The sequence below is a fragment of the Clostridium sp. BJN0001 genome (assembly GCF_022869825.1).
Classification (GTDB): Bacteria; Bacillota; Clostridia; order Clostridiales; family Clostridiaceae; genus Clostridium.
In genome coordinates this window covers 2,145,001-2,165,374 of record NZ_CP094971.1, presented here as the reverse complement: position 1 = coordinate 2,165,374, position 20,374 = coordinate 2,145,001, and the positions used below count along the sequence as shown (strand labels likewise).

Sequence of the window (20,374 nt, the reverse complement as noted above, 5' to 3'; positions counted from 1 at the left end):
ATTGAATATGATATATAATAATTAGGCTGTCGCATTTAAATATGCGGGCCTTTTTTATTATTAACTTAATTGTGAATTTATGATTTAATATAAAGAGGCAATGATTAAAGTTGAAAATTTACTAATTTATGATGAAGAAAGGAATATTTATGGAACGATTAGATAAAATAATTTCAAATCTAGGATATGGAAGCAGAAAAGATGTTAAGAATTTTATAAAAAAGGGAATAGTATATGTTGATGGTGAGGTTGCAACTAATAATAAAATGAGCATTGATCCATTAAAATCATCAATAGAAATAAATGGTGAGAGAGTTATATATAAAAAGTATATATATCTTATGTTAAATAAGCCAGCAGGTGTAATATCTGCTACATTTGATAATAATGAAGAAACAGTTGTAGATTTATTAGAAGCACAGCATCAAGTATTTGAACCATTTCCAGTTGGAAGACTTGATAAGGATACAGTTGGACTTCTTTTATTAACTAACGATGGAGAACTTAATCATAGGCTTATATCACCTAAAAATCATATTGATAAGGTTTATTATGCAAAGATTAACAAAGAAGTAACAGAAAAAGATATTGCTATGTTTAAAAAAGGTATCACATTAGATGATGGATATAAGTGTATGAGTGCAGATTTAAAAATAATAAAAGCATCAGAGAATGGTTCAGAAGTTTTAGTTACAATTCAAGAGGGAAAATTTCATCAAGTAAAAAGAATGTTCGAAGCAGTCGATAAAAAAGTAATTTATCTTAAGAGAAAAGAATTTGGAAGCATTCATCTTGATCCAAATTTAGATGAAGGTGAATATAGAGAATTATCAGAAGAAGAATTAAGTATATTAAACGTTAAGTAACGAATGATTTTGAAAAATGAATTAAAATCATTCATAAAAATTAAAAAACTGAAATAATATTAACGATATTACTTGCATTTTTATGTTCAATATCCTATAATATCAGTTGCAAGGATAAATAAAAAGAATATATAGCCCCCTTTTTATTTATTGCTTATTGCTTATTGCTGAAGTGCAACCTCGCCCCAAAGGTTGCACTTTTTTTGTGCTCTAATACAAACGTTTACCAAGAAAAGACAGATTTAGAGCGGATGTTGCAAAACTTGAATACAATATGACACAAAAAAATCATAATACTTTATATATGAATTTTTTACGTCATTTAATTATAAAACTTATTAAAATAATAGATTATACATTATGGTATAATATAATTTATCAGAAAAGGTATTAGGGAGGAAAAAATGATGGATTTAAAGTCATTACTTAATAAAGAACAGTATGAAGGAGCTATAACAGTTGATGGTCAGGTTCTTATATTAGCAGGTGCAGGTTCTGGTAAAACAAGAGTTTTAACACATAGAATCGCACATATGGTTGAGGATCTTAATATTCCTTCATATAATATACTTGCGATTACATTTACTAATAAAGCGGCAAAAGAAATGAAAGACAGAGTTAGAAATATTATCTCAGATAAAGCAGATAGTATGTGGATTTCAACATTCCACTCTACATGTGTTAGAATTTTGAGACGTGAAATAGATAAAATAGGATATAAAAAGAATTTTACAATATATGATACATCAGATCAAAAAGTTCTTATAAAAGACTGCATGAAAATTTTAAATATAGATGATAAAGATATATCACAGCAGGAGATAACTTCAAAAATAAGCAGAGCAAAAGATAGAATGCAGACTTATAAAAGCTATATGATTGAAAATGAAGCTAATTTTAGAGAAAAGAAGATAGCCTCAGTATATGAAATGTATCAGAAAAGACTAAATGAAAACAATGCTCTTGACTTTGATGATCTTATATTTAAGACTGTTGAACTCTTTAATAAGGATGAAGAAGTCCTCTCATTTTATCAGAATAAATTTAAATACATAATGGTAGATGAATATCAAGATACAAATAGAGTTCAGTATGAATTTATAAGACTTCTTGCTAAGAAATATAAGAATATATGTGTTGTAGGTGATGATGATCAGTGTATTTATCAGTGGAGAGGCGCTGATATAAAAAATATATTAGATTTTGAAAAAGACTATCCAGGTGCTAAAGTTATAAAACTTGAACAAAATTATAGATCAAAAGGTAATATATTAAATGCTGCAAATGAAGTTATAAAACATAATTTAAATAGAAAATCAAAAGTTTTAAGAACAGATAAAGAAGATGGAAAGAAAGTTAAGATATATAGAGCGTATTCTGATCTTGATGAAGCTAATTTTGTAGGAAATCAGATTAGTCAGATAAAGAAAAACAAAAATTATAAAGATTTTGCAATATTATATAGAACAAATGCACAGTCTAGAATTTTTGAAGATAGTTTAAGGAGAAAAGCTATTCCATATAGAATTATAGGCGGTACAAGATTCTATGATAGAAAAGAAATTAAAGATATTTTATGTTATCTTAAAGTTATAATAAATCCACAAGATGATGTAAGTTTAAAGAGAATTATAAATGTGCCAAAGAGAAGTATAGGAGATACTACAGTAAATAAACTTCAAGAGTTTGCTAGAGAATATGAGCTTAATTTGTGCGATGTATTAGATAGATGTGATACAGTTTCTTCACTTTCAAAGAGAAATATATCATGTATAAGTGGTTTTGCATCACTTATAAATTTATTTATGGATGAAGCAGAAACAATGCCTGTATCTCTTCTTATAGAAACAATCTTAAAAGAAACAGGTTATTTAAAAGAACTTGAAACTTCAAAGCAGATTGAAGATAAGAGCAGGATTGAGAACTTAAAAGAACTTGTTTCAGATGCTGTTGAATTTGAAAAGAGTAGTGATGATAAATCACTTTCTGCATATTTAGAGCAAGTATCTTTAGTTCAAGATACAGATAAGCTTGAAGACGAAGATGATGCGGTTTTACTTATGACTGTTCATAGTGCAAAAGGTCTTGAATTTCCAGTTGTATTTATGGTGGGAATGGAAAATGGACTTTTCCCAAGTAATGCAGCGTTTAATAAAGAATCGGAAATGGAAGAAGCAAGAAGATTATGCTATGTTGGAATAACAAGAGCAAAAGAAGAGCTTTTTATGACTTCTGCTGATCAAAGAAGGGTATTTGGAAGAACTGTTTCATATTCACAATCTGATTTTTTAAGTGAAATAGAACCAAATTTAAAAGAGTATGTTTCAGCTTCAGGTGTTAAAAAGTTATCAGATAGAAACTTTTTTAGCGGAGGAACAACTGATAGAAAAGTTTCAGGAAGTGGACTTAATTTATCTAGAAGTTCTTCTTTAAATTCTGAGAATTCACAAGAAAATATAGACAATGATTATCTTACTGAATCAGAGATATCTCTTGGAATGAAGGTGGTTCATCAGAAATTTGGAGTCGGAACTATTGTAAGCATTCAGAAAGATTCTAAAGATAAAAAAGTAACAGTTGCATTTGATAGACAAGGAGTAAAAATACTTCTTCTTTCCTTTGCAAAATTAAAAGCATATAATTAACTTATAAAATAAGGATAAGGTGATTTGAAGTGGATAAAAAGAAAGAAATTGAAATGCTTGTTGAAAAACTTAATAGATATGCTTATGAGTATTATACACTTGATGATCCATCTGTAACTGATAAAGAGTACGATAAGGAATATGATAAACTCTCAAAACTTGAAGAGGAAACAAATTATATTCTTCCATATTCGCCAACTCAAAGAGTAGGAGATACAGTTCTTGAAGGATTTACAAAGTATACTCATAAAGCACCTTTATGGAGTCTTGGAAAAGCTCAGAGCCTTGAAGAGATAAGAGAGTGGCATAATAGAAACGTCAAATTTGTAAAGCATATGCGTGAGATCGGAGAAGACTTACCACCTTTAAAATATATTTTAACTAAAAAATTTGATGGGCTTACAATAAATCTTACTTATGATGAAAATGGAATATTACAAATTGGTGCAACAAGAGGAACTGGAATTACAGGAGAAGATGTTACTCCTCAGATTAAAACAATAAAGAGAGTACCTTTAAAAATAGATAATCATAATGTAGTTGAAATTCATGGTGAAGCAGTTATGACTGAAGAGGCTTTTGAAAAGTACAATGAATCAGCTAAAGTTCCTCTTAAAAATCTTAGAAATGGAGCGGCTGGAGCACTTAGAAATTTAAATGTAAAAGAGACTGCAAGGAGAAACTTATCTGCATTTTTTTATGACGTAGGATATAATGAAGGGACACCTTTTAAAACTTATAAAGAGATGATGGCTTTTATAAAAGAAAAAGGTCTTCCTGTTGATGATTATATGAAAACATGCATAACTATGGATGAAATAGAAAAAGAGATTGAGTATATAAAAAACATAAGGTTTGATCTAAATTATGATATTGATGGAATTGTTATTGTAATTGATGATATAAAAACAAGAGAACTTCTAGGATATACTATAAAATTTCCTAAATGGGCAGTCGCATATAAGTTTGAAGCTCAAGAAGCCACAACAAAGATAAAGGATGTTTCATGGAGCGTTGGAAGAAGCGGAAGAATAGCTCCTACAGCGATACTTCAGCCGGTTGAGCTTGCAGGTGCAACTGTTCAAAGAGCAACTTTAAATAATATGGACGATATAAGAAGAAAAGGAATAAGAATAGGTGCTAATGTTGTAGTAAGACGAAGTAATGATGTAATTCCTGAAATTACAGGAGTAGTTAAAGATTCTCTTGATGGAACATCTGAGATAATGCCTCCAACTGTATGTCCTGCATGTGGCAGCCATGTATTCTTAGATGGGGCACATTATTTCTGTGAGAATACACTTTCATGTAAACCTCAGCTTGTAAAAAGTATAGTACACTATGCTTCAAGAGAAGCGATGGATATAGCTGGATTTTCAGAGAAAACAGCAGAAGTTCTATTTGAAAAACTTAATATAAAATCTATATCAGATCTTTATAATCTTAAAAAAGAAGATCTTTTAAAGATGCCAAAATTTGGAGATAAAAAAGCTGATAATCTTCTTAATGCTATAGAAAAGAGTAAAAATTGCAGTCTTGATGCATTTATATATGCTCTTGGAATTCCAAATGTAGGAGTAAAGACAGCAAGGGATCTTGCTAATAAATTTGAATCATTTGAAAAATTAAGAAATGCATCTTTTGATGATCTTGTAGAGATACCAGATATAGGAGATGTTGTAGCTAGAGATATTGCAGCTTTCTTTAAAGAAGAGAATGTAATAAATACAATAGAAAAGATATTTGAATGTAATGTTAATCCCGTATTTATTAAAAATGAAGTTAAAGAAAATCCTTTTGAAGGAAAGACAGTAGTACCTACAGGAACTCTTGAAAATTTTTCGAGAATTGGAATAAAAGAAAAACTTGTAAGCCTTGGAGCTAAAGTTTCTGGGAGTGTAAGTAAGAAAACAGATTATGTTTTAGCTGGTGAAAATGCAGGATCAAAGCTTGATAAAGCACAAAGTCTTAATGTCAAAGTGATTTCAGAAGAAGAGTTTTTAAATATGTTAAAATAATAGTAATTTATATAAAAAAGGAGGGGACTTGATTTGAAAAGGTTAATAAGTTATTTAATATTTGTTACTTCATTCATAACAAGTATTATAACAATATTCACATTTACGACTACATATAATTTTTATTACGTTAGTCAGCTATTTAGTTCATATCTTCCTATGCAGATTGGAATATGTGTAACAATGGCTATTGTTTCAGTAAATTTCATTGTTAATGAGACTGGAAAAAAAAGAATTATTTATTCTGCAGTAAGCCTTCTTATAAGTGCAAGTCTTGTTTTTTTTATAGTAAATTATATAAGATGATTGTTAAATTAATGCAAAGTAAATAATAACTTGATTTTACATTTTGATATAAGTTAAAATATAGTAATAGATTAATATTAAAGGAGGATTTAAATAATGTCTGTAAGTAAAAAAGACGTTGAATATGTTGCAGAACTTGCAAGATTAGAATTTAATGATAAAGAAAAAGAAGAACTTCAGGAAGGTCTTAATCAGATTTTAGGATATTTTGAAAAATTAAATGAACTAGATACTGAAAAAGAAGATATAATAGTAAATCCTTATTATATTGAAAATAAATTTAGAGAAGATGAAGTTGAACCTTCACTTCAACTTGATGATGTAATTAATAATGCTCCAGATAATTTAGAAGAGTATGTTTTAGTTCCTACAATTATACGAGAATAGAAAAAATCAGGAGGTAACATAATGGATTTTACAAAATATAAAGCACATGAGCTTAAAGACATAATTTCAAAAAAAGAAGCATCTGTGCAGGAGATTACAAAATCTCATATAGAAAAAATAAAGAGTACAGAATCTAAAGTCAACGCTTTCTTATATGTTGCAGAAGATGAGGCTCTAAAAAGAGCAGAAGCTCTTGATGAAAAAATAAAAAAAGGAGAGGATTTAGGAGTTTTAGGAGGAGTTCCTCTAGCTTTAAAGGATAATATAAGTGTAAGAGGAATGCAGAATACATGTGCATCAAAAATACTTAAATCGTATGTTTCTCCATACGATGCAACAGTTACAGAAAAAGCATTAAATGAAGATGCTGTAATAATTGGAAAAACAAATATGGATGAATTTGCAATGGGTTCATCTACAGAAAATTCTGCATATAAAATAACTAAAAATCCATGGGATTTAAATAGAGTTCCAGGAGGATCATCAGGTGGATCTGCAGCAGCAGTTGCAGCAGAAGAAACACCAATAGCACTAGGAACAGATACAGGTGGTTCTGTAAGACAGCCAGCATCTTTTTGTGGAATTGTAGGACTTAAGCCTACATATGGAAGAGTATCAAGAAGCGGAGTTGTAGCATATGGTTCTACACTTGATCAGGTAGGAACATTAGGAAGAGATGTAGAGGATTGTGCTTTATCACTTCAGGCTATAGCAGGAATTGATTCAAAAGATTTTACAACTGTAGATAAAAATGTTCCTTTATATAAAAATTTCTTAAATGAAGATGTAAGAGGAAAGAAGATAGCAGTTCCTAAGGAATTCTTTAAAGAAGGCCTAGATGAAAATGTTAAATCTGCGATATATAATGCGCTTGATGTATTTAAGAAAAATGGAGCTGAAGTAAGTGAAGTATCACTTCCACTTGCAGATTATGCTATTTCAGCATATTACATAATAGCATGTGCAGAAGCATCATCAAATCTTGCAAGATTTGATGGAATAAGATATGGTCATAGAACAGAAAATCCTGAAGATGCCATTGATGTTTATTTTAAATCAAGAAGTGAAGGATTTGGAAAAGAAGTTAAGAAGAGAATAATGCTTGGAACATATGCATTATCATCAGGATATTATGATGCATATTACAAAAAAGCATTAAAGGTAAGAAATCTTATTAAAGGTGATTTTGAAAGAATATTTAAATCGTATGATGCTATAATTTCACCAACAGCACCAACACCTGCATACAAGATAGGTGAAAAGACAAACAATGCACTTGAGATGTATTTAGGAGATATTTATACAGTACCTGTAAATATAGCCGGTATTCCAGCTATATCACTTCCTTGTGGTGAAGCAAACGGACTTCCAGTAGGATTACAGATTATGGGTAACTATTTTAGAGAAGATAATTTATTCAATTTAGCGTATAGCTATGAAAAATCAACTACATGGCATGAAAAAAAGCCTAATTTATAAAAGGAGGATTACGTAGGAGATGGAATTTGAATCAGTAATAGGACTTGAAGTTCACTGCGAACTTTTAACAAAAACTAAAATTTACTGTGGATGTACAACTGAATTTGGCGGTATGCCTAACACACATGTTTGCCCTGTATGTTTAGGACTTCCAGGTTCACTTCCTAAGCTTAACAAAAGAGTAGTTGAGCTAGGAATGAAAGCAGGTCTTGCTTTAAACTGTAGCATTACAAAACTTTCAAGAATGGATAGAAAGAATTACTTCTACCCTGACTGTCCTAAGAATTATCAGATAACTCAGGATGAGCTTCCACTTTGTAGAGATGGATATATAGATATAGAGGACGCAGATGAGAACATAAAGAGAATAGGGATTGAAAGAATTCATATAGAAGAAGATGCAGGTAAGCTTCTACATACAAAAAGAGGAACATTAGTCGACTATAATAGAGCTGGAGTGGCTCTTATAGAAATAGTATCAAGACCAGATATGAGAACACCTGAAGAAGCAACAGCATATCTTACAAAGCTTAAAAGCATATTGAATTCTATAGGTGCATCTGACTGTAAGATGGAAGAGGGTTCTTTAAGATGTGATGTAAATATTTCAGTAAGAAAAAAGGGAACTGAAAAATTTGGTATAAGAACAGAAATTAAGAACATGAACTCATTTAAAGCTCTTGAAAAAGCTTTAAGATATGAACATGATAGACAGGTTGAAGCGATAGAAAAAGGTGAAGAACTTAAAGTTCAGACAAGAAGATGGGATGAAAATGAAGCAAAAACTACTGTAATGAGAAGCAAAGAAGAGGCTAATGATTACAGATATTTCCCAGAAGGAGATTTAGTTACTATAAATATTTCTGATAATTGGATTGATAAAGTTAAAAAATCAATTCCTGAACTTCCATATGAAAAGGAAAAGAGATTTATAGAAGACTATAAACTTCCTAAATATGATGCACATGTTTTAACATTAACTGATAGTATGGCAGATTTCTTTGATGAAACTGCAAAGATATCAAAAGATCCTAAAGCATCATCAAACTGGATCATGGGAGATATTTCAAGACTCATGAATGAAAAGGGAACATGGATTGAGGAACTTAAATTTAAACCTTCTGATGTTGCAGAACTTATAGAAGTTATTAAAAATAAGACAATAACTAATGCTATTGGTAAAAAGGTAGTAGAAGAGATGTTTAATACAGGTTCATCTCCAAAGACTATAATAGATGAAAAGGGACTTAAAGTTAACAACGATGAAGGAGCACTTCTAAAAGTTGTAGCTGAAGTTTTAGATGAAAATCCACAAGTTGTAGAGCAGTATAGATCTGGAAAACAAAATATATTAGGATTTGCAGTAGGAAAAGTAATGCAAAAGACTAAAGGTCAGGCAAATCCAAGAATAGCAAATAAATTAGTTGCAGAAGAAGTTAAGAAGAGAATTTAATTTATTTAAAAAAAGAGTTTTATGAAAGTGTTTAAATGCTTTCATAAAACTCTTTTTTATTTTTTTGAAAAATTTTTAATATTGTCAAGTTTTGTATTATCATCATCTTCAAATTCAAATGGTGTTTCTCCTGTAAGATATGAATAATCATTATTTCCTTGATTAAAATGATCTGAAACTACAGAAAGCCTCTTATCTATTTTCTCAAGTATATAGTTCCTATAACGTGTCTGCTTATATGCTTTTATTCCTATAATAAATATCCATATTCCAAGAAATGTAAATATAAACATAAAGACGATTGATACTATTAAAAATATAGAAATTAGTAAATCCATTCTAATTAACACCTACTTTTTTAATATAAATTATATCAAATCTTTCTAAAAATTAAAATACTATGTTTAAAAATGATAGAATTGAGCATAATTATATATACGTTAGGAGGAATAATATTGAAGAAATTGATAAGTTTATTAGTATTTTTATCTGTCATTGTAATATTAAGTTTTACACTATTTAACGTAAAATATAAAGAACAAGTTTCAGATAATGATAAAAGCATAGTTAAATTTGCAGTAGATACTATTCCTGATGACTTTATGAATATATCTGATTTTGATAAACGAAGTCAGGATATTTTATGTGCAGTTTCAAGAGGTCTTGTTTCAAAAGAATCTGATGGAAAAGTAATGCCTGATATTGCAGAAAGTGTAGAGTCATACTCAGATGGTATTGAATATAGATTTAAAATAAGAAAAGACGCATTTTTTAGTGATGGAAGTGCAATTACACCATTAGATATAAAAGAGTATTTTAAAGAGCTTATAGATTCATCAGAAAATGGTTCTGATATAAAAGCACTGCTTAATATATATGGAGTAGTTTCATATAGAGAGAATAAATCTAATTTTGATAAGAATGTTGCAATAATGGTAGATGAAGATGAACTTACTATACGACTTAATGAAAAAGATGATAACTTTTTAGAAGATATATCAAAGCCTCAATATAGGATAAGGAAGAATTTAAAAGACTGGAGTAATATTGATGATAATTTTTCAAAAATACTCTATAGTGGAAACTATAAAATAATAGGTGCTGATGAAAAAAGTATTATTTTAAAAAATACAAATGAAGATTCTAAAATATCAAATATAATGTTTATTAAAGAGGATAGCTCAGAAGAGGCTATGGCATCTTATGAAATGAAAAATATACAGTGTCTTATAAATCCTCCGTCAGTAGAGCTTTCAAAGCTATCAAAAGATGATAATTTAACAACTATTAAAAGAGATGAGGGAGCATTTATTGTATTTAATAAAGATGAACTTCCGTTAGAAGGAAGAAAAAAAATTTATAATTATATAAATTCTGCAATGTCTTCTTATTTAAAAGATAACACTAAAGAATTTGATCTTTCAGAAGGATGTTATTTTAGAAAAGAAAAAGATGACATTTACAAGATTCAGCAAAGAAAGGTGTATTCATCAAAAGAAAAAGAATATGAAGAACCTGAGTTAATAACTATAATTGGAGAGGATAATTTAAGAAATCGTATAATACTTGAAGCTATAAAGGAATGGTTTGAAACTAATACAGATATAAAAGTAAATTATACAGAGGCAGATGATATGGAATTTAATGATGATGAATTAAAATCGCATTATGATATAATACTATGTAATTCTGATATATCGGAAGAGAAGAAAGATGATTTTTATTTATCGTATTCTAAATATCTTACTGTGGATGAAAATAATATGATAGAAGATAAAAGATACGCTGAACTTGAGGAAAATTTATTCTTAAACTTTAAAATCTTTCCAGTTGTATTTTTTAATGACAATATAGTATGTTCTTATGAAGATTTTAAGCTAACTATTGATGGAAATAATAATGTTAAATTTCCAAAATAATATCCTGATATAGAAAAAATCTATATCAGGATATAGAAACTACTTATTTTTTTTAGCTCTCTTTTTTAGAGCAGCTGGATGTTTTGCTTTATGCATTTTTACTTTTGATTTTGTATGATTATTTTTAATTTGCAAAGATTCAGAAGGTCTGGGGCTAATAATTTTACTTTCAGGTTTAATATCAGATAAAATTTCATCTTTTTTTGACTGATTAGTTGATATATACTTTTTAAATTCAATTTCATTATCATTAAATCCCATGATTTTCTTTATTGAAGGTTTATAAAAATGTATATTCAAAAAGAAATTAAGCATATTTTTTTCGCTGTCAAATGTATTTTTGGAGACAGAAAAATTCTCTTTTTTTCTTGAATAGCTTATATTTTTTATAAATACTGAAGCAAGTCCACTACTTTCAGGAGTCTGCATATTAGGCATTCTAAAGAAAGTTTCATCTAGCATATCATTAGAACTTAAACTTAAATTTTTATATCTCTCAGCTTCATCTATTGTAGGTGCAGCAGGCCAGCTATTTAAAAGACTTGAATCAACATAAAATTTTCTATAAATACCTGATATTACAGGCTTTAATTCAATTTCTCTTTGTGATTTATCAGAATAAATTATAAGAGATAGTAAGTAACTATTAATTTCATTGCATGAAAATTTAAAATCTTTTTTATCTGAAAGTTTAAGATAAATATTTTTGTCACTATTATAAAGTGATATAAGCTTATCTTCAATATCATAGCTCATATCCTTAAATGTATTTATTTTTGTATGCTGATAAGCTTTCATTAATGCTACTGCAAAGAGAGAGCAATCAGTTATTGAACTCATATAATAATCTTTTTCATAAAATTTTGACATAAGAAAATCACCTATATCTAAAATAAGTTCTCTGCAGTCTTCATTTAATGAATATTCATAAAAAATATTAAAAGCCATGAAGTTAATTAAGTTTTCTGAAAAAGAAAGATCGTATAAAGCATAGTTATATTCTTTAAACATTGAAAGAATTTCTAGTGAAAAATCTTTATACTCATCAGCATTTTTGTCATTATTATTATAATAATAATAAAGATAATAAGCATCCATCATCAAAGCTTGATCAGAAAATTTAAAATCATTATTTTTATCAACAAGAACAAAACCTTTCATATTAGCATCTGATACATTCTTTTTAGTAACAAAAAGACCTTCTGGATTCCTTAAATTTTCAGAGTAAAAATCAAGCTGCTTTTTTGCAAGATACGAATATGATTTACTGAATGAAGGAATATTTCTACTGTCATAATGCGAATAGTATTCACTAAGTTCTAATAAACTTAAAGTCATAAGTGCATTTGAAAATGGAGTAATGTCTTTTTTGAATGAAGATTCATCTAGTCCATGACTTGTTTTACTATGAATAAATAATGGAGAGGCCTTTTTGTACATACATAAAAGTGGAGAAAAATTGTTTAATATGCTAATATCATCTATAGAAGAATTTTTTGAATTCTTAAAAGATGCAAGAAGGCCACATTTTGAATTTAATACTATTGATTTTACTGTTTCTTTTGATAAATGAAATAGCTGGCTTTTTATTTCATTTTGTGAAAGATTATTCATTCTGAAAAAAGGACCAATATATTTCAATGTATTACACCTCTATAAAATTTCTCATATATATAAGTATGAAATAAATATTGAAAAGTGAACAACTAATAAGGAGAAAAAATGAAAAAACTAATTGTTGCGAGTAATAATCAAAATAAAATAAAAGAAATAAAGGATATGCTTAAAGATTTCGATTTAAATATAAGATCATTAAAAGAAGAAAATATCAAGATAGATGTTTTAGAAGATGGAAAAACATTTGAAGAAAATGCTAAAAAGAAAGCATATGAAATATATAAATATTTAATAGAAAGGGGAGACAAAGAATTTTTAGTTTTATCTGATGATTCTGGTCTCTCAGTGGATTATTTAAAAGGTGAGCCAGGAATATTTTCAGCAAGATATGCAGGAGAACATGGAAATGATTTAAAAAATAATATAAAACTTTTAAATAATCTTGAAGGAGTGCCACTTAAAAAAAGAGGAGCACAGTTTATATGTAATATAGCTTTATATACCGATAAAGGAGAATATTATACAGCTTCTGGAAGTGTAAGAGGATACATAACAGATAAAATTATGTTCCAAGGAGGATTTGGATACGATCCTATATTTTTCTATAAACCATTTGAAAAAACTTTTGGAGAAGTTTCAGAAGAAAAAAAGAATACAGTAAGCCATAGATTTAATGCATTACATAACATAAAAAATATAATAAATGGAATTTTAAAGAAATAATGGCGGCAAAAAAGCAACTTTTTTTCATATTTTAACGATATATTGAAAAAAAGTATTGACGAAATGCAAATGATATTGTAGAATAGTCATTGTCGCTAAGAGATGTTTTAAGATATCGGGGTGTGGCGCAGATGGGAGCGCGCGTGGTTTGGGACCATGAGGTCGCAGGTTCAAGCCCTGTCACCCCGACCACTTAAAAAATTTGTTATGCGGGTGTAGCTCAATGGTAGAGCCCTAGCCTTCCAAGCTAGTCACGTGAGTTCGATTCTCATCACCCGCTCCAAAAAAAGTCTTGACAAAAGCTTAGTGATAAGTTACAATAATAATCGTTCTGTGAAGAATCATAGCAATTCATTTGCAGAAGATGTTTAGATGTTAAGCACTTTTAAATATGCGTTTTTAGCTCAGCTGGATAGAGCAACGCCCTTCTAAGGCGTGGGCCGGGGGTTCGAATCCCTTAAAACGCACCAGTATCGGGGTGTGGCGCAGATGGGAGCGCGCGTGGTTTGGGACCATGAGGTCGCAGGTTCAAGCCCTGTCACCCCGACCACTTAAAAATTTAATATGCGGGTGTAGCTCAATGGTAGAGCCCTAGCCTTCCAAGCTAGTCACGTGAGTTCGATTCTCATCACCCGCTCCATTTAAACTTTAATTAGTTTATACAATATGCGTTTTTAGCTCAGCTGGATAGAGCAACGCCCTTCTAAGGCGTGGGCCGGGGGTTCGAATCCCTTAAAACGCACCATGTGGTGGACGTAGTTCAGTTGGTAGAGCGCCAGTTTGTGGCACTGGTTGTCGTGGGTTCGAGTCCCATCGTCCACCCCATATTTAATTTGGGATGTCGCCAAGCGGTAAGGCAATAGACTTTGACTCTATTATGCGTAGGTTCGAATCCTGCCATCCCAGCCAATTTTGGTTTACTAGCTCAGTCGGTAGAGCACATGACTTTTAATCATGGTGTCCCGGGTTCGATTCCCGGGTAAGCCACCAAATTTTAAATGCAGATGTGGCGGAATTGGCAGACGCACTAGACTTAGGATCTAGCGCCTTACGGTGTAAGGGTTCGACTCCCTTCATCTGCACCAAAATAAGCGGAAATGGCTCAGCGGTAGAGTGCCACCTTGCCAAGGTGGACGTCGCGGGTTCGAATCCCGTTTTCCGCTCCAAATACATTGCGGGTGTAGCTCAATGGTAGAGCCCTAGCCTTCCAAGCTAGTTACGTGAGTTCGATTCTCATCACCCGCTCCATTTATATGCGCTATTAGCTCAGTTGGTAGAGCACCTGACTCTTAATCAGGGTGTCCGGGGTTCGAATCCCCGATAACGCACCATTTTAATGAAAACTAAAAAACAATTATGGTTTACTAGCTCAGTCGGTAGAGCACATGACTTTTAATCATGGTGTCCCGGGTTCGATTCCCGGGTAAGCCACCAAATTCCAAATGCAGGTGTGGCGGAATTGGCAGACGCACTAGACTTAGGATCTAGCGCCTTACGGTGTAAGGGTTCGACTCCCTTCATCTGCACCAAAAATAAGCGGAAATGGCTCAGCGGTAGAGTGCCACCTTGCCAAGGTGGATGTCGCGGGTTCGAATCCCGTTTTCCGCTCCAAATATAATATGCGGGTGTAGCTCAATGGTAGAGCCCTAGCCTTCCAAGCTAGTCACGTGAGTTCGATTCTCATCACCCGCTCCATTTTTAAGCAGCTTAGGATTAAGTTGCTTTTTTAATATATTTTTTAAGCACCTATAGTCTATTTGGATAGAATGCAGGACTTCGAATCCTAAGAGGTGAGTTCGAATCTCACTGGGTGCACCATATTTATTTAATAAGTTATTATATTGTAAAGCAGATATAAAATTAGAAATTTTATATCTGCTTTTTTATTGTGATTAAGTTACAAAACATAATTATATATAAGGTTATATTAGAAAATAAATGTTAAACTAATAGTAAATTGAATGCAAAAAGGTAAAAGAATAAATCTTAGGGGGAATGATAGTGAAAATTTTAATAGCTGATGATGATGAAAGAATAGTAAAATTATTATCTGATTATTTGAAATTTAATGGTTATGAAGTTATAACTGCAAAAGATGGAGAAGAAGCAATAGATAAATTTGAACTAAATAAAATTGATCTTATTATTCTAGATGTAATGATGCCTATTTATGATGGATGGATTGTATGTAAAGAAATTAGAAAAACATCTCAAGTACCTATAATTATGCTTACAGCTAAAGATAGCGATTTGGATGAACTTTTTGGATTTGAGATAGGTGTTGATGATTATATTTCAAAACCATTTAATATTGAGCTTGTACTTGCTCGTATTAAACGTCTTATAAAACAAAATAATAAAAATGATCTTCTAATTTATAAAGGAATTAAAGTGGATTCTCTTAAACATGTAGTTAAAATAGATGAAAATACTGTGGAACTTAATCCTAAAGAATATTCTATGCTTTTATATTTTTTAAAAAATATAAATATTGCAATATCAAGAGATACACTGCTATTAAGGGTTTGGGGAAATGAATATTTTGGAGATACTAGAACTGTAGATACTCATATAAATAGACTTAGAAATAAACTTGGGGAATATTCTAAATATTTAAAAACCATACGAGGATATGGATATAAGTTGGGAGAATAAGAATGAATTCGATTAGAAAAAAATTGATCTTAGGTATTTTTATGATACTTGCAGTATTTTTATCTGGAATTTTGATTTATTCACTTACTTTTAAATATTATTTTAAAAGTCAAAGACTTAATGAAATGAAACATGCGGCAAAAGAGGTTAATAATATTATTTCTAATAATATAGAAGATGATTATTCAAATCTTATATATTCAGTTGCAAATAAATATAATGCTGAAATAGCAGTTGAAGATTTATCTGTTCAAAAAACTATATTTGCAACTTATAAAGGCGGAAAAAATAATAGAAATTCTAATATTATGAGTTCTCTTAACAGATTTGAAGTCATTGAAACAAAGGATATTGGAGATAATATTTCTGAAAAAGAAATAAATGATAAATCTACAGGAGTTAAATTTCTAGCTGTATTTTATGATATGAAAAAAGAAAATTATCAAATAGTTATACAAGTTTCTATTAATTCTATTGATGAGAGCGTAAAAAAATCAGTAAAGCTTATTTCTTTAATTTTTTTACCGATAACAATAATTTTAATGGTTATCGCAATTATATTTGCAGATAGATTTACAAAACCTATAATTGAAATTACAAAAAAAACTCAGAAAATAACTGAGCTTGATTTTTCAGATCCTATTTTAATAAAATCAGGTGATGAACTTGAAATTTTAGCTCAAAGTGTAAATAATTTATCTGAAAAAATAAGTAGTTCGCTAGATGAACTTAATAAAAAAAATAAAAGTCTTATTGAATATATAGATAAAGAAAAAAAGAATGATGAATTGAAGAGAGAATTTGTATCATCTGTTTCTCATGAATTAAAAAGTCCTATTTCAGTTATTTGGGGTTATGCACAGATGCTTTGTAAGCATCTTATAAAAGATGAAAAAGAGAATGATTATTATCTTGACATAATTAAAGAAGAGTCAGAAAGAATGCAGGTTATAGTAAGTGATCTTTTAGATTTATATAAGCTTCAGTCAAAAACATTTAAATTAAAATTTGAAAAAGTATCTATAGATAATTTGATTGATAAAATAGTTAGAAAAAATTATCTTATTTTTAACGAAAAAAAAATAGAAGTTTCGATTGATTTGCAAAAAGCTGATGTTTTTTGTGATGTAATAAGAATAGAACAGGTTATTCAGAATTATATAAATAATGCGGTAAGTCATGTTGATGAAAATAAAAAAATTTCTATAAAAATAAATAATCAATCAGAATATGTTATAGTTTCTGTATTTAATAGCGGAAAAAATATAGATGAAAAAGATATGGATAAAATATGGATTGGATTTGTACGCTCAGATAAAGTCAGAAATTATAAAGAAAAAAGAGTTGGACTTGGTCTTGCTATAGTTTCGCAGATAATTAAACTTCATAATGGTGAGTGTGGAGTTAAAAATATTTCAGATGGTGTAGAGTTTTTTATTAAACTTAGAAGAATTTAAAAAAGTATTAAATTCCTGTGACATGCTTGTGACATTTATAAATTAGAATCTAGATGTAGAGTTAATTAAAGATTAAATTTTAGGAGGTTACAATTATGAAAAAGAAATTATTTGGATTAATGTTAACAGGAGCTTTATTACTTGGAGGAGCAAAAGTTGTATCTGCAGCTGAATTTGGAAATAATACAGGGTATAGGAATAATAATACTACTGGAGTTCAGTCTCTTATGGATGGCGGAGCATCACTTGAAGAAGCAAAACAAACAATGCTTGATTCAAAATTTGAGAGAATAGATGCTGCTGTAGAAAGAGGAGTTATTACACAGGAAAGAGCAGATGAAATAAAGGCTGAAATTACAGAAAGATCAGCAGATTGTACAGGAAGCGGAAAAAGTAAAGAGGATCGCCCTAGATATGGTTTAAATAAGGGTCTTGGAGGCAATGGATCTAACAGCACAAGCAAATAGAAATTATTTTAAAGGTGTCATACAAAAAAAGTATGACACCTTTTTATGTTTTAAATTATTAGAAAAGAATATAGATTGTAATTTATAGAGGATTTCTTAGTGCTTTATTTTATATGATATAATAAGCTCAGTAAAACTTATGAAAAATTTAAAATGGAGGCAATTTTATGAAACTTACGATGCTTGGAACTGGATATGCACTAGCTACTGAATGCTATAATACATGTTTTGTTTTATCAGAAAATAATAAATACTTTTTAGTTGATGGTGGAGGTGGAAATACTCTTTTAAACCAACTTAAAAAAGTTAATATAAACTGGAAAGATATAAGGGATATATTTGTTACACATAAACATATAGATCACGTCATGGGAATAATATGGATGGTGCGTCTAATCTGTCAGCATATGGCTAAGGGTGATTATGAAGGCGAAGCTAGAATTTATGCACACGAAGAACTTATTAATATAATAAAAGATATATCAGAAACACTTCTTCAGAAAAAACAGACAGATTTTATTGGAAAAAGACTTCGTCTTATTCCTGTGCATGATGGAAGCGACTATAATATAATAGGTCATAAAATAACTTTCTTTGATATTCATTCAACAAAAGCAAAGCAGTATGGTTTTACTATGGATATTGAAAATGGTGAAAAATTTACATGCTGCGGAGATGAACCTTATAATGATGCAGAAAAATATTATGTATCTTGCAGTAAATGGCTTATGCATGAGGCTTTTTGTCTTTTTTCAGAGAAAGATAAATTTAATCCGTATGAAAAACATCATAGTACAGTTAAGGATGCATGCGAAATGGCTCAAAGATTAAACGTTAAAAATTTAGTACTTTATCATACTGAAGATAAAAATATATTAAAAAGAAAAGAATTATATATTGCTGAAGGAAAGAAATTTTACTTTGGAAATTTATATGTGCCAGATGATTTAGAACAAATTGAAATATAAGTATTAAAAAAGTTTTACACATAAAAAAAGTGTAAAACTTTTTTTATGCAACTATTAAGTGCTGAATTATGAAAAAAGGAAAATTGTGGTTGGTAGAAATCGCACATTATTCTCTATATAATAATGTTATTGAAGAAAGGGGAGATAACATTATGAGTTTTGGAGAGAATTTACAGTTTTTAAGAAAAATGCATAACAAGATGACACAAGAGGAATTGGCAGAAAAAATAAAAGTATCTAGACAGACAGTTTCAAAATGGGAACTTAATTTTGCATATCCTGAGGTAGATAAGATAGTTGAGCTTTGCAAGTATTTTTCATGTTCAATGGATCAGCTTGTACGTGAAAATATGAATTTAATAAATGAATCATATTCTGATATAAGAATAGAAGAGGTTAAAGAATTCAATTATATAAAATATACAGTAATAAGTAGTAGTCCTGAAGAAGATGCAATAAATCATATGAAAAAATGGTCATGCTATAATGGCATAGATAATGCTGAAATTATTGGATGGGATTTTCCACTTGTTTCACAGCAGCAAAAAAATGTCTATCATATGCATGGCTACTCTGCCGCATGTATACTTCCATCAGATTTTGCACATAAAGAAAATAATATAGATATAGAAACACAGAAGACTCAAAAATATGCAATTATCACAATTAAAGATCCATTTAGTTCACCGTTTGATCTGATTGAAAATGCATATAAGACACTTATGTCATATATGAAAGTTAATAATATAAAGGAGAAATCAATAAAAAATATTATTGAATGTTATGAAAAAGAGTATAAAAAAGATGGAATTGATTATATGGATATACATATAGCTGTCTGTATGTAAGATAATAATTATTATTTTTAGAATTAATTTCGAATTCCAAATTTTATAATTATGATATAATTATAAAAAAAGGAGTGTTTAATTATGTATGAGTTTAAAGATGAATATAAAACAGGAATAAAAAAATTGGATGATCAGCATAAAGTTTTATTTGATATAGCTGATAGAACATATAATCTACTAGTAAATGATTTAATTGTAGATAAATATGATAAGATAGTTGAATTAATAAATGAATTGAGAGATTATACAGTTTTTCATTTTACAGAAGAAGAAGGATATATGGAGAGTATTAAATATAAACGTTTATTTTCACAGAAGATTGAGCATAATGAGTTTATTAAAAAAATAGAAAGCATTGATTTTACTAAAATAGATGAAGAGCAAAATGAATATATAAGACAAATATTAGAATTTTTAATTAATTGGCTTACTCATCATATTTGTAATATAGACAAGCTTATAGGAAAGTAAATGAAATTAAAAAAGATAATAATTATAAAGTTATCTAGTAAATAAAAAAAGAAAGATGGTAAATTGCCATCTTTCAATTATGGTATAAAAGG

Annotated in this window: 17 protein-coding genes and 18 tRNA genes; 33 read left to right on the top strand and 2 right to left on the bottom strand. The window is 29.4% G+C overall.

Annotation, left to right across the window (positions count from 1 at the left end):
• Positions 1 to 149 precede the first annotated feature (149 nt).
• The 7 genes from MTX53_RS10640 to gatB all read left to right on the top strand — a co-directional run bounded on the left by MTX53_RS10640 (position 150) and on the right by gatB (position 9,154).
• Positions 150 to 866, top strand: a complete 717-nt coding sequence (locus MTX53_RS10640) for a pseudouridine synthase (RefSeq protein ID WP_244833754.1) — start codon at positions 150 to 152, stop codon at positions 864 to 866.
• Positions 867 to 1,273: 407 nt separating this feature from the next.
• Complete coding sequence (gene pcrA, locus MTX53_RS10635; RefSeq protein ID WP_244835489.1) at positions 1,274 to 3,511, top strand: DNA helicase PcrA; 2,238 nt, start codon at positions 1,274 to 1,276, stop codon at positions 3,509 to 3,511.
• Positions 3,512 to 3,564: 53 nt separating this feature from the next.
• Positions 3,565 to 5,529: an NAD-dependent DNA ligase LigA gene (ligA, locus tag MTX53_RS10630; protein WP_244835488.1), complete on the top strand. Its 1,965-nt coding sequence runs from the start codon at positions 3,565 to 3,567 to the stop codon at positions 5,527 to 5,529.
• A gap of 33 nt (positions 5,530 to 5,562) precedes the next feature.
• Complete coding sequence (locus tag MTX53_RS10625) at positions 5,563 to 5,835, top strand: hypothetical protein (protein ID WP_244833753.1); 273 nt, start codon at positions 5,563 to 5,565, stop codon at positions 5,833 to 5,835.
• A gap of 96 nt (positions 5,836 to 5,931) precedes the next feature.
• Positions 5,932 to 6,222, top strand: a complete 291-nt coding sequence (gene gatC / locus MTX53_RS10620; protein WP_244833752.1) for an Asp-tRNA(Asn)/Glu-tRNA(Gln) amidotransferase subunit GatC — start codon at positions 5,932 to 5,934, stop codon at positions 6,220 to 6,222.
• Between the two features lie 21 nt (positions 6,223 to 6,243).
• Positions 6,244 to 7,701: an Asp-tRNA(Asn)/Glu-tRNA(Gln) amidotransferase subunit GatA gene (gatA, locus tag MTX53_RS10615; RefSeq protein WP_244833751.1), complete on the top strand. Its 1,458-nt coding sequence runs from the start codon at positions 6,244 to 6,246 to the stop codon at positions 7,699 to 7,701.
• Positions 7,702 to 7,720: 19 nt separating this feature from the next.
• On the top strand, positions 7,721 to 9,154 hold the full coding sequence (gene gatB, locus MTX53_RS10610) for an Asp-tRNA(Asn)/Glu-tRNA(Gln) amidotransferase subunit GatB (RefSeq protein WP_244833750.1): 1,434 nt from the start codon (positions 7,721 to 7,723) through the stop codon (positions 9,152 to 9,154).
• A 56-nt stretch (positions 9,155 to 9,210) separates the two neighbouring features.
• Here the strand turns inward: gatB and MTX53_RS10605 are convergent, their stop codons facing one another.
• Positions 9,211 to 9,492, bottom strand: a complete 282-nt coding sequence (locus tag MTX53_RS10605) for a hypothetical protein (RefSeq protein ID WP_244833749.1) — start codon at positions 9,490 to 9,492, stop codon at positions 9,211 to 9,213.
• 117 nt (positions 9,493 to 9,609) lie between these two features.
• Between MTX53_RS10605 and MTX53_RS10600 the strand changes: the two genes are divergently transcribed.
• Entirely contained in the window at positions 9,610 to 11,073 is a 1,464-nt protein-coding gene (locus MTX53_RS10600; protein ID WP_244833748.1) for an ABC transporter substrate-binding protein, read from the top strand.
• A 39-nt stretch (positions 11,074 to 11,112) separates the two neighbouring features.
• On the opposite strand, the gene MTX53_RS10595 is transcribed toward MTX53_RS10600, so the two are convergent.
• Positions 11,113 to 12,714, bottom strand: a complete 1,602-nt coding sequence (locus tag MTX53_RS10595; protein ID WP_244833747.1) for a hypothetical protein — start codon at positions 12,712 to 12,714, stop codon at positions 11,113 to 11,115.
• An 81-nt stretch (positions 12,715 to 12,795) separates the two neighbouring features.
• Between MTX53_RS10595 and rdgB the strand changes: the two genes are divergently transcribed.
• The 25 genes from rdgB to MTX53_RS10470 all read left to right on the top strand — a co-directional run bounded on the left by rdgB (position 12,796) and on the right by MTX53_RS10470 (position 20,282).
• A complete protein-coding gene (gene rdgB / locus MTX53_RS10590) occupies positions 12,796 to 13,413 on the top strand; it encodes an RdgB/HAM1 family non-canonical purine NTP pyrophosphatase (protein WP_244833746.1) in 618 nt (205 codons plus the stop codon).
• A gap of 116 nt (positions 13,414 to 13,529) precedes the next feature.
• A tRNA-Pro gene (locus MTX53_RS10585) sits at positions 13,530 to 13,605 on the top strand.
• 17 nt (positions 13,606 to 13,622) lie between these two features.
• Positions 13,623 to 13,696 (top strand) — tRNA-Gly (locus MTX53_RS10580).
• Positions 13,697 to 13,806: 110 nt separating this feature from the next.
• Positions 13,807 to 13,883, top strand: a tRNA-Arg gene (locus tag MTX53_RS10575).
• Between the two features lie 4 nt (positions 13,884 to 13,887).
• Positions 13,888 to 13,963 (top strand) — tRNA-Pro (locus tag MTX53_RS10570).
• Positions 13,964 to 13,979: 16 nt separating this feature from the next.
• Positions 13,980 to 14,053 (top strand) — tRNA-Gly (locus tag MTX53_RS10565).
• Positions 14,054 to 14,081: 28 nt separating this feature from the next.
• Positions 14,082 to 14,158 (top strand) — tRNA-Arg (locus MTX53_RS10560).
• A 4-nt stretch (positions 14,159 to 14,162) separates the two neighbouring features.
• Positions 14,163 to 14,238: transfer RNA gene (locus MTX53_RS10555), tRNA-His, on the top strand.
• A gap of 9 nt (positions 14,239 to 14,247) precedes the next feature.
• Positions 14,248 to 14,322: transfer RNA gene (locus tag MTX53_RS10550), tRNA-Gln, on the top strand.
• A gap of 5 nt (positions 14,323 to 14,327) precedes the next feature.
• A tRNA-Lys gene (locus tag MTX53_RS10545) sits at positions 14,328 to 14,403 on the top strand.
• Between the two features lie 10 nt (positions 14,404 to 14,413).
• A tRNA-Leu gene (locus tag MTX53_RS10540) sits at positions 14,414 to 14,498 on the top strand.
• A gap of 6 nt (positions 14,499 to 14,504) precedes the next feature.
• Positions 14,505 to 14,579: transfer RNA gene (locus MTX53_RS10535), tRNA-Gly, on the top strand.
• Between the two features lie 8 nt (positions 14,580 to 14,587).
• Positions 14,588 to 14,661, top strand: a tRNA-Gly gene (locus MTX53_RS10530).
• 7 nt (positions 14,662 to 14,668) lie between these two features.
• A tRNA-Lys gene (locus MTX53_RS10525) sits at positions 14,669 to 14,744 on the top strand.
• A gap of 27 nt (positions 14,745 to 14,771) precedes the next feature.
• Positions 14,772 to 14,847 (top strand) — tRNA-Lys (locus tag MTX53_RS10520).
• Between the two features lie 10 nt (positions 14,848 to 14,857).
• A tRNA-Leu gene (locus MTX53_RS10515) sits at positions 14,858 to 14,942 on the top strand.
• Positions 14,943 to 14,949: 7 nt separating this feature from the next.
• Positions 14,950 to 15,024: transfer RNA gene (locus MTX53_RS10510), tRNA-Gly, on the top strand.
• 10 nt (positions 15,025 to 15,034) lie between these two features.
• A tRNA-Gly gene (locus tag MTX53_RS10505) sits at positions 15,035 to 15,108 on the top strand.
• A 47-nt stretch (positions 15,109 to 15,155) separates the two neighbouring features.
• Positions 15,156 to 15,231 (top strand) — tRNA-Arg (locus MTX53_RS10500).
• A gap of 177 nt (positions 15,232 to 15,408) precedes the next feature.
• Positions 15,409 to 16,068, top strand: coding sequence for a response regulator transcription factor (locus MTX53_RS10495; RefSeq protein WP_348521783.1), 660 nt, complete (start codon positions 15,409 to 15,411; stop codon positions 16,066 to 16,068).
• Between the two features lie 2 nt (positions 16,069 to 16,070).
• Complete coding sequence (locus tag MTX53_RS10490) at positions 16,071 to 17,525, top strand: HAMP domain-containing sensor histidine kinase (protein ID WP_244833742.1); 1,455 nt, start codon at positions 16,071 to 16,073, stop codon at positions 17,523 to 17,525.
• Positions 17,526 to 17,620: 95 nt separating this feature from the next.
• A complete protein-coding gene (locus tag MTX53_RS10485) occupies positions 17,621 to 17,992 on the top strand; it encodes a YckD family protein (RefSeq protein ID WP_244833741.1) in 372 nt (123 codons plus the stop codon).
• Positions 17,993 to 18,159: 167 nt separating this feature from the next.
• Positions 18,160 to 18,960, top strand: coding sequence for an MBL fold metallo-hydrolase (locus MTX53_RS10480; RefSeq protein ID WP_244833739.1), 801 nt, complete (start codon positions 18,160 to 18,162; stop codon positions 18,958 to 18,960).
• Positions 18,961 to 19,112: 152 nt separating this feature from the next.
• The gene (locus MTX53_RS10475; protein WP_244833738.1) at positions 19,113 to 19,808 is read left to right on the top strand and encodes a helix-turn-helix transcriptional regulator; all 696 of its coding nucleotides are present in this window, start codon (positions 19,113 to 19,115) and stop codon (positions 19,806 to 19,808) included.
• Positions 19,809 to 19,892: 84 nt separating this feature from the next.
• Entirely contained in the window at positions 19,893 to 20,282 is a 390-nt protein-coding gene (locus MTX53_RS10470; RefSeq protein WP_244833737.1) for a hemerythrin family protein, read from the top strand.
• Positions 20,283 to 20,374: the final 92 nt, after the last annotated feature.

Bases quoted from the DNA above. Each gene is read 5' to 3' on its own strand.
- MTX53_RS10485 (WP_244833741.1), top strand. From the start codon at position 17,621: ATGAAAAAGAAATTATTTGGATTAATGTTAACAGGAGCTTTATTACTT.
- MTX53_RS10480 (WP_244833739.1), top strand. From the start codon at position 18,160: ATGAAACTTACGATGCTTGGAACTGGATATGCACTAGCTACTGAATGC.
- rdgB (WP_244833746.1), top strand. From the start codon at position 12,796: ATGAAAAAACTAATTGTTGCGAGTAATAATCAAAATAAAATAAAAGAA.
- MTX53_RS10470 (WP_244833737.1), top strand. From the start codon at position 19,893: ATGTATGAGTTTAAAGATGAATATAAAACAGGAATAAAAAAATTGGAT.
- gatC (WP_244833752.1), top strand. From the start codon at position 5,932: ATGTCTGTAAGTAAAAAAGACGTTGAATATGTTGCAGAACTTGCAAGA.
- MTX53_RS10640 (WP_244833754.1), top strand. From the start codon at position 150: ATGGAACGATTAGATAAAATAATTTCAAATCTAGGATATGGAAGCAGA.
- gatB (WP_244833750.1), top strand. From the start codon at position 7,721: ATGGAATTTGAATCAGTAATAGGACTTGAAGTTCACTGCGAACTTTTA.
- gatA (WP_244833751.1), top strand. From the start codon at position 6,244: ATGGATTTTACAAAATATAAAGCACATGAGCTTAAAGACATAATTTCA.
- pcrA (WP_244835489.1), top strand. From the start codon at position 1,274: ATGGATTTAAAGTCATTACTTAATAAAGAACAGTATGAAGGAGCTATA.
- MTX53_RS10495 (WP_348521783.1), top strand. From the start codon at position 15,409: ATGATAGTGAAAATTTTAATAGCTGATGATGATGAAAGAATAGTAAAA.
- MTX53_RS10475 (WP_244833738.1), top strand. From the start codon at position 19,113: ATGAGTTTTGGAGAGAATTTACAGTTTTTAAGAAAAATGCATAACAAG.
- MTX53_RS10605 (WP_244833749.1), bottom strand. From the start codon at position 9,492: ATGGATTTACTAATTTCTATATTTTTAATAGTATCAATCGTCTTTATG.
- MTX53_RS10490 (WP_244833742.1), top strand. From the start codon at position 16,071: ATGAATTCGATTAGAAAAAAATTGATCTTAGGTATTTTTATGATACTT.
- ligA (WP_244835488.1), top strand. From the start codon at position 3,565: ATGCTTGTTGAAAAACTTAATAGATATGCTTATGAGTATTATACACTT.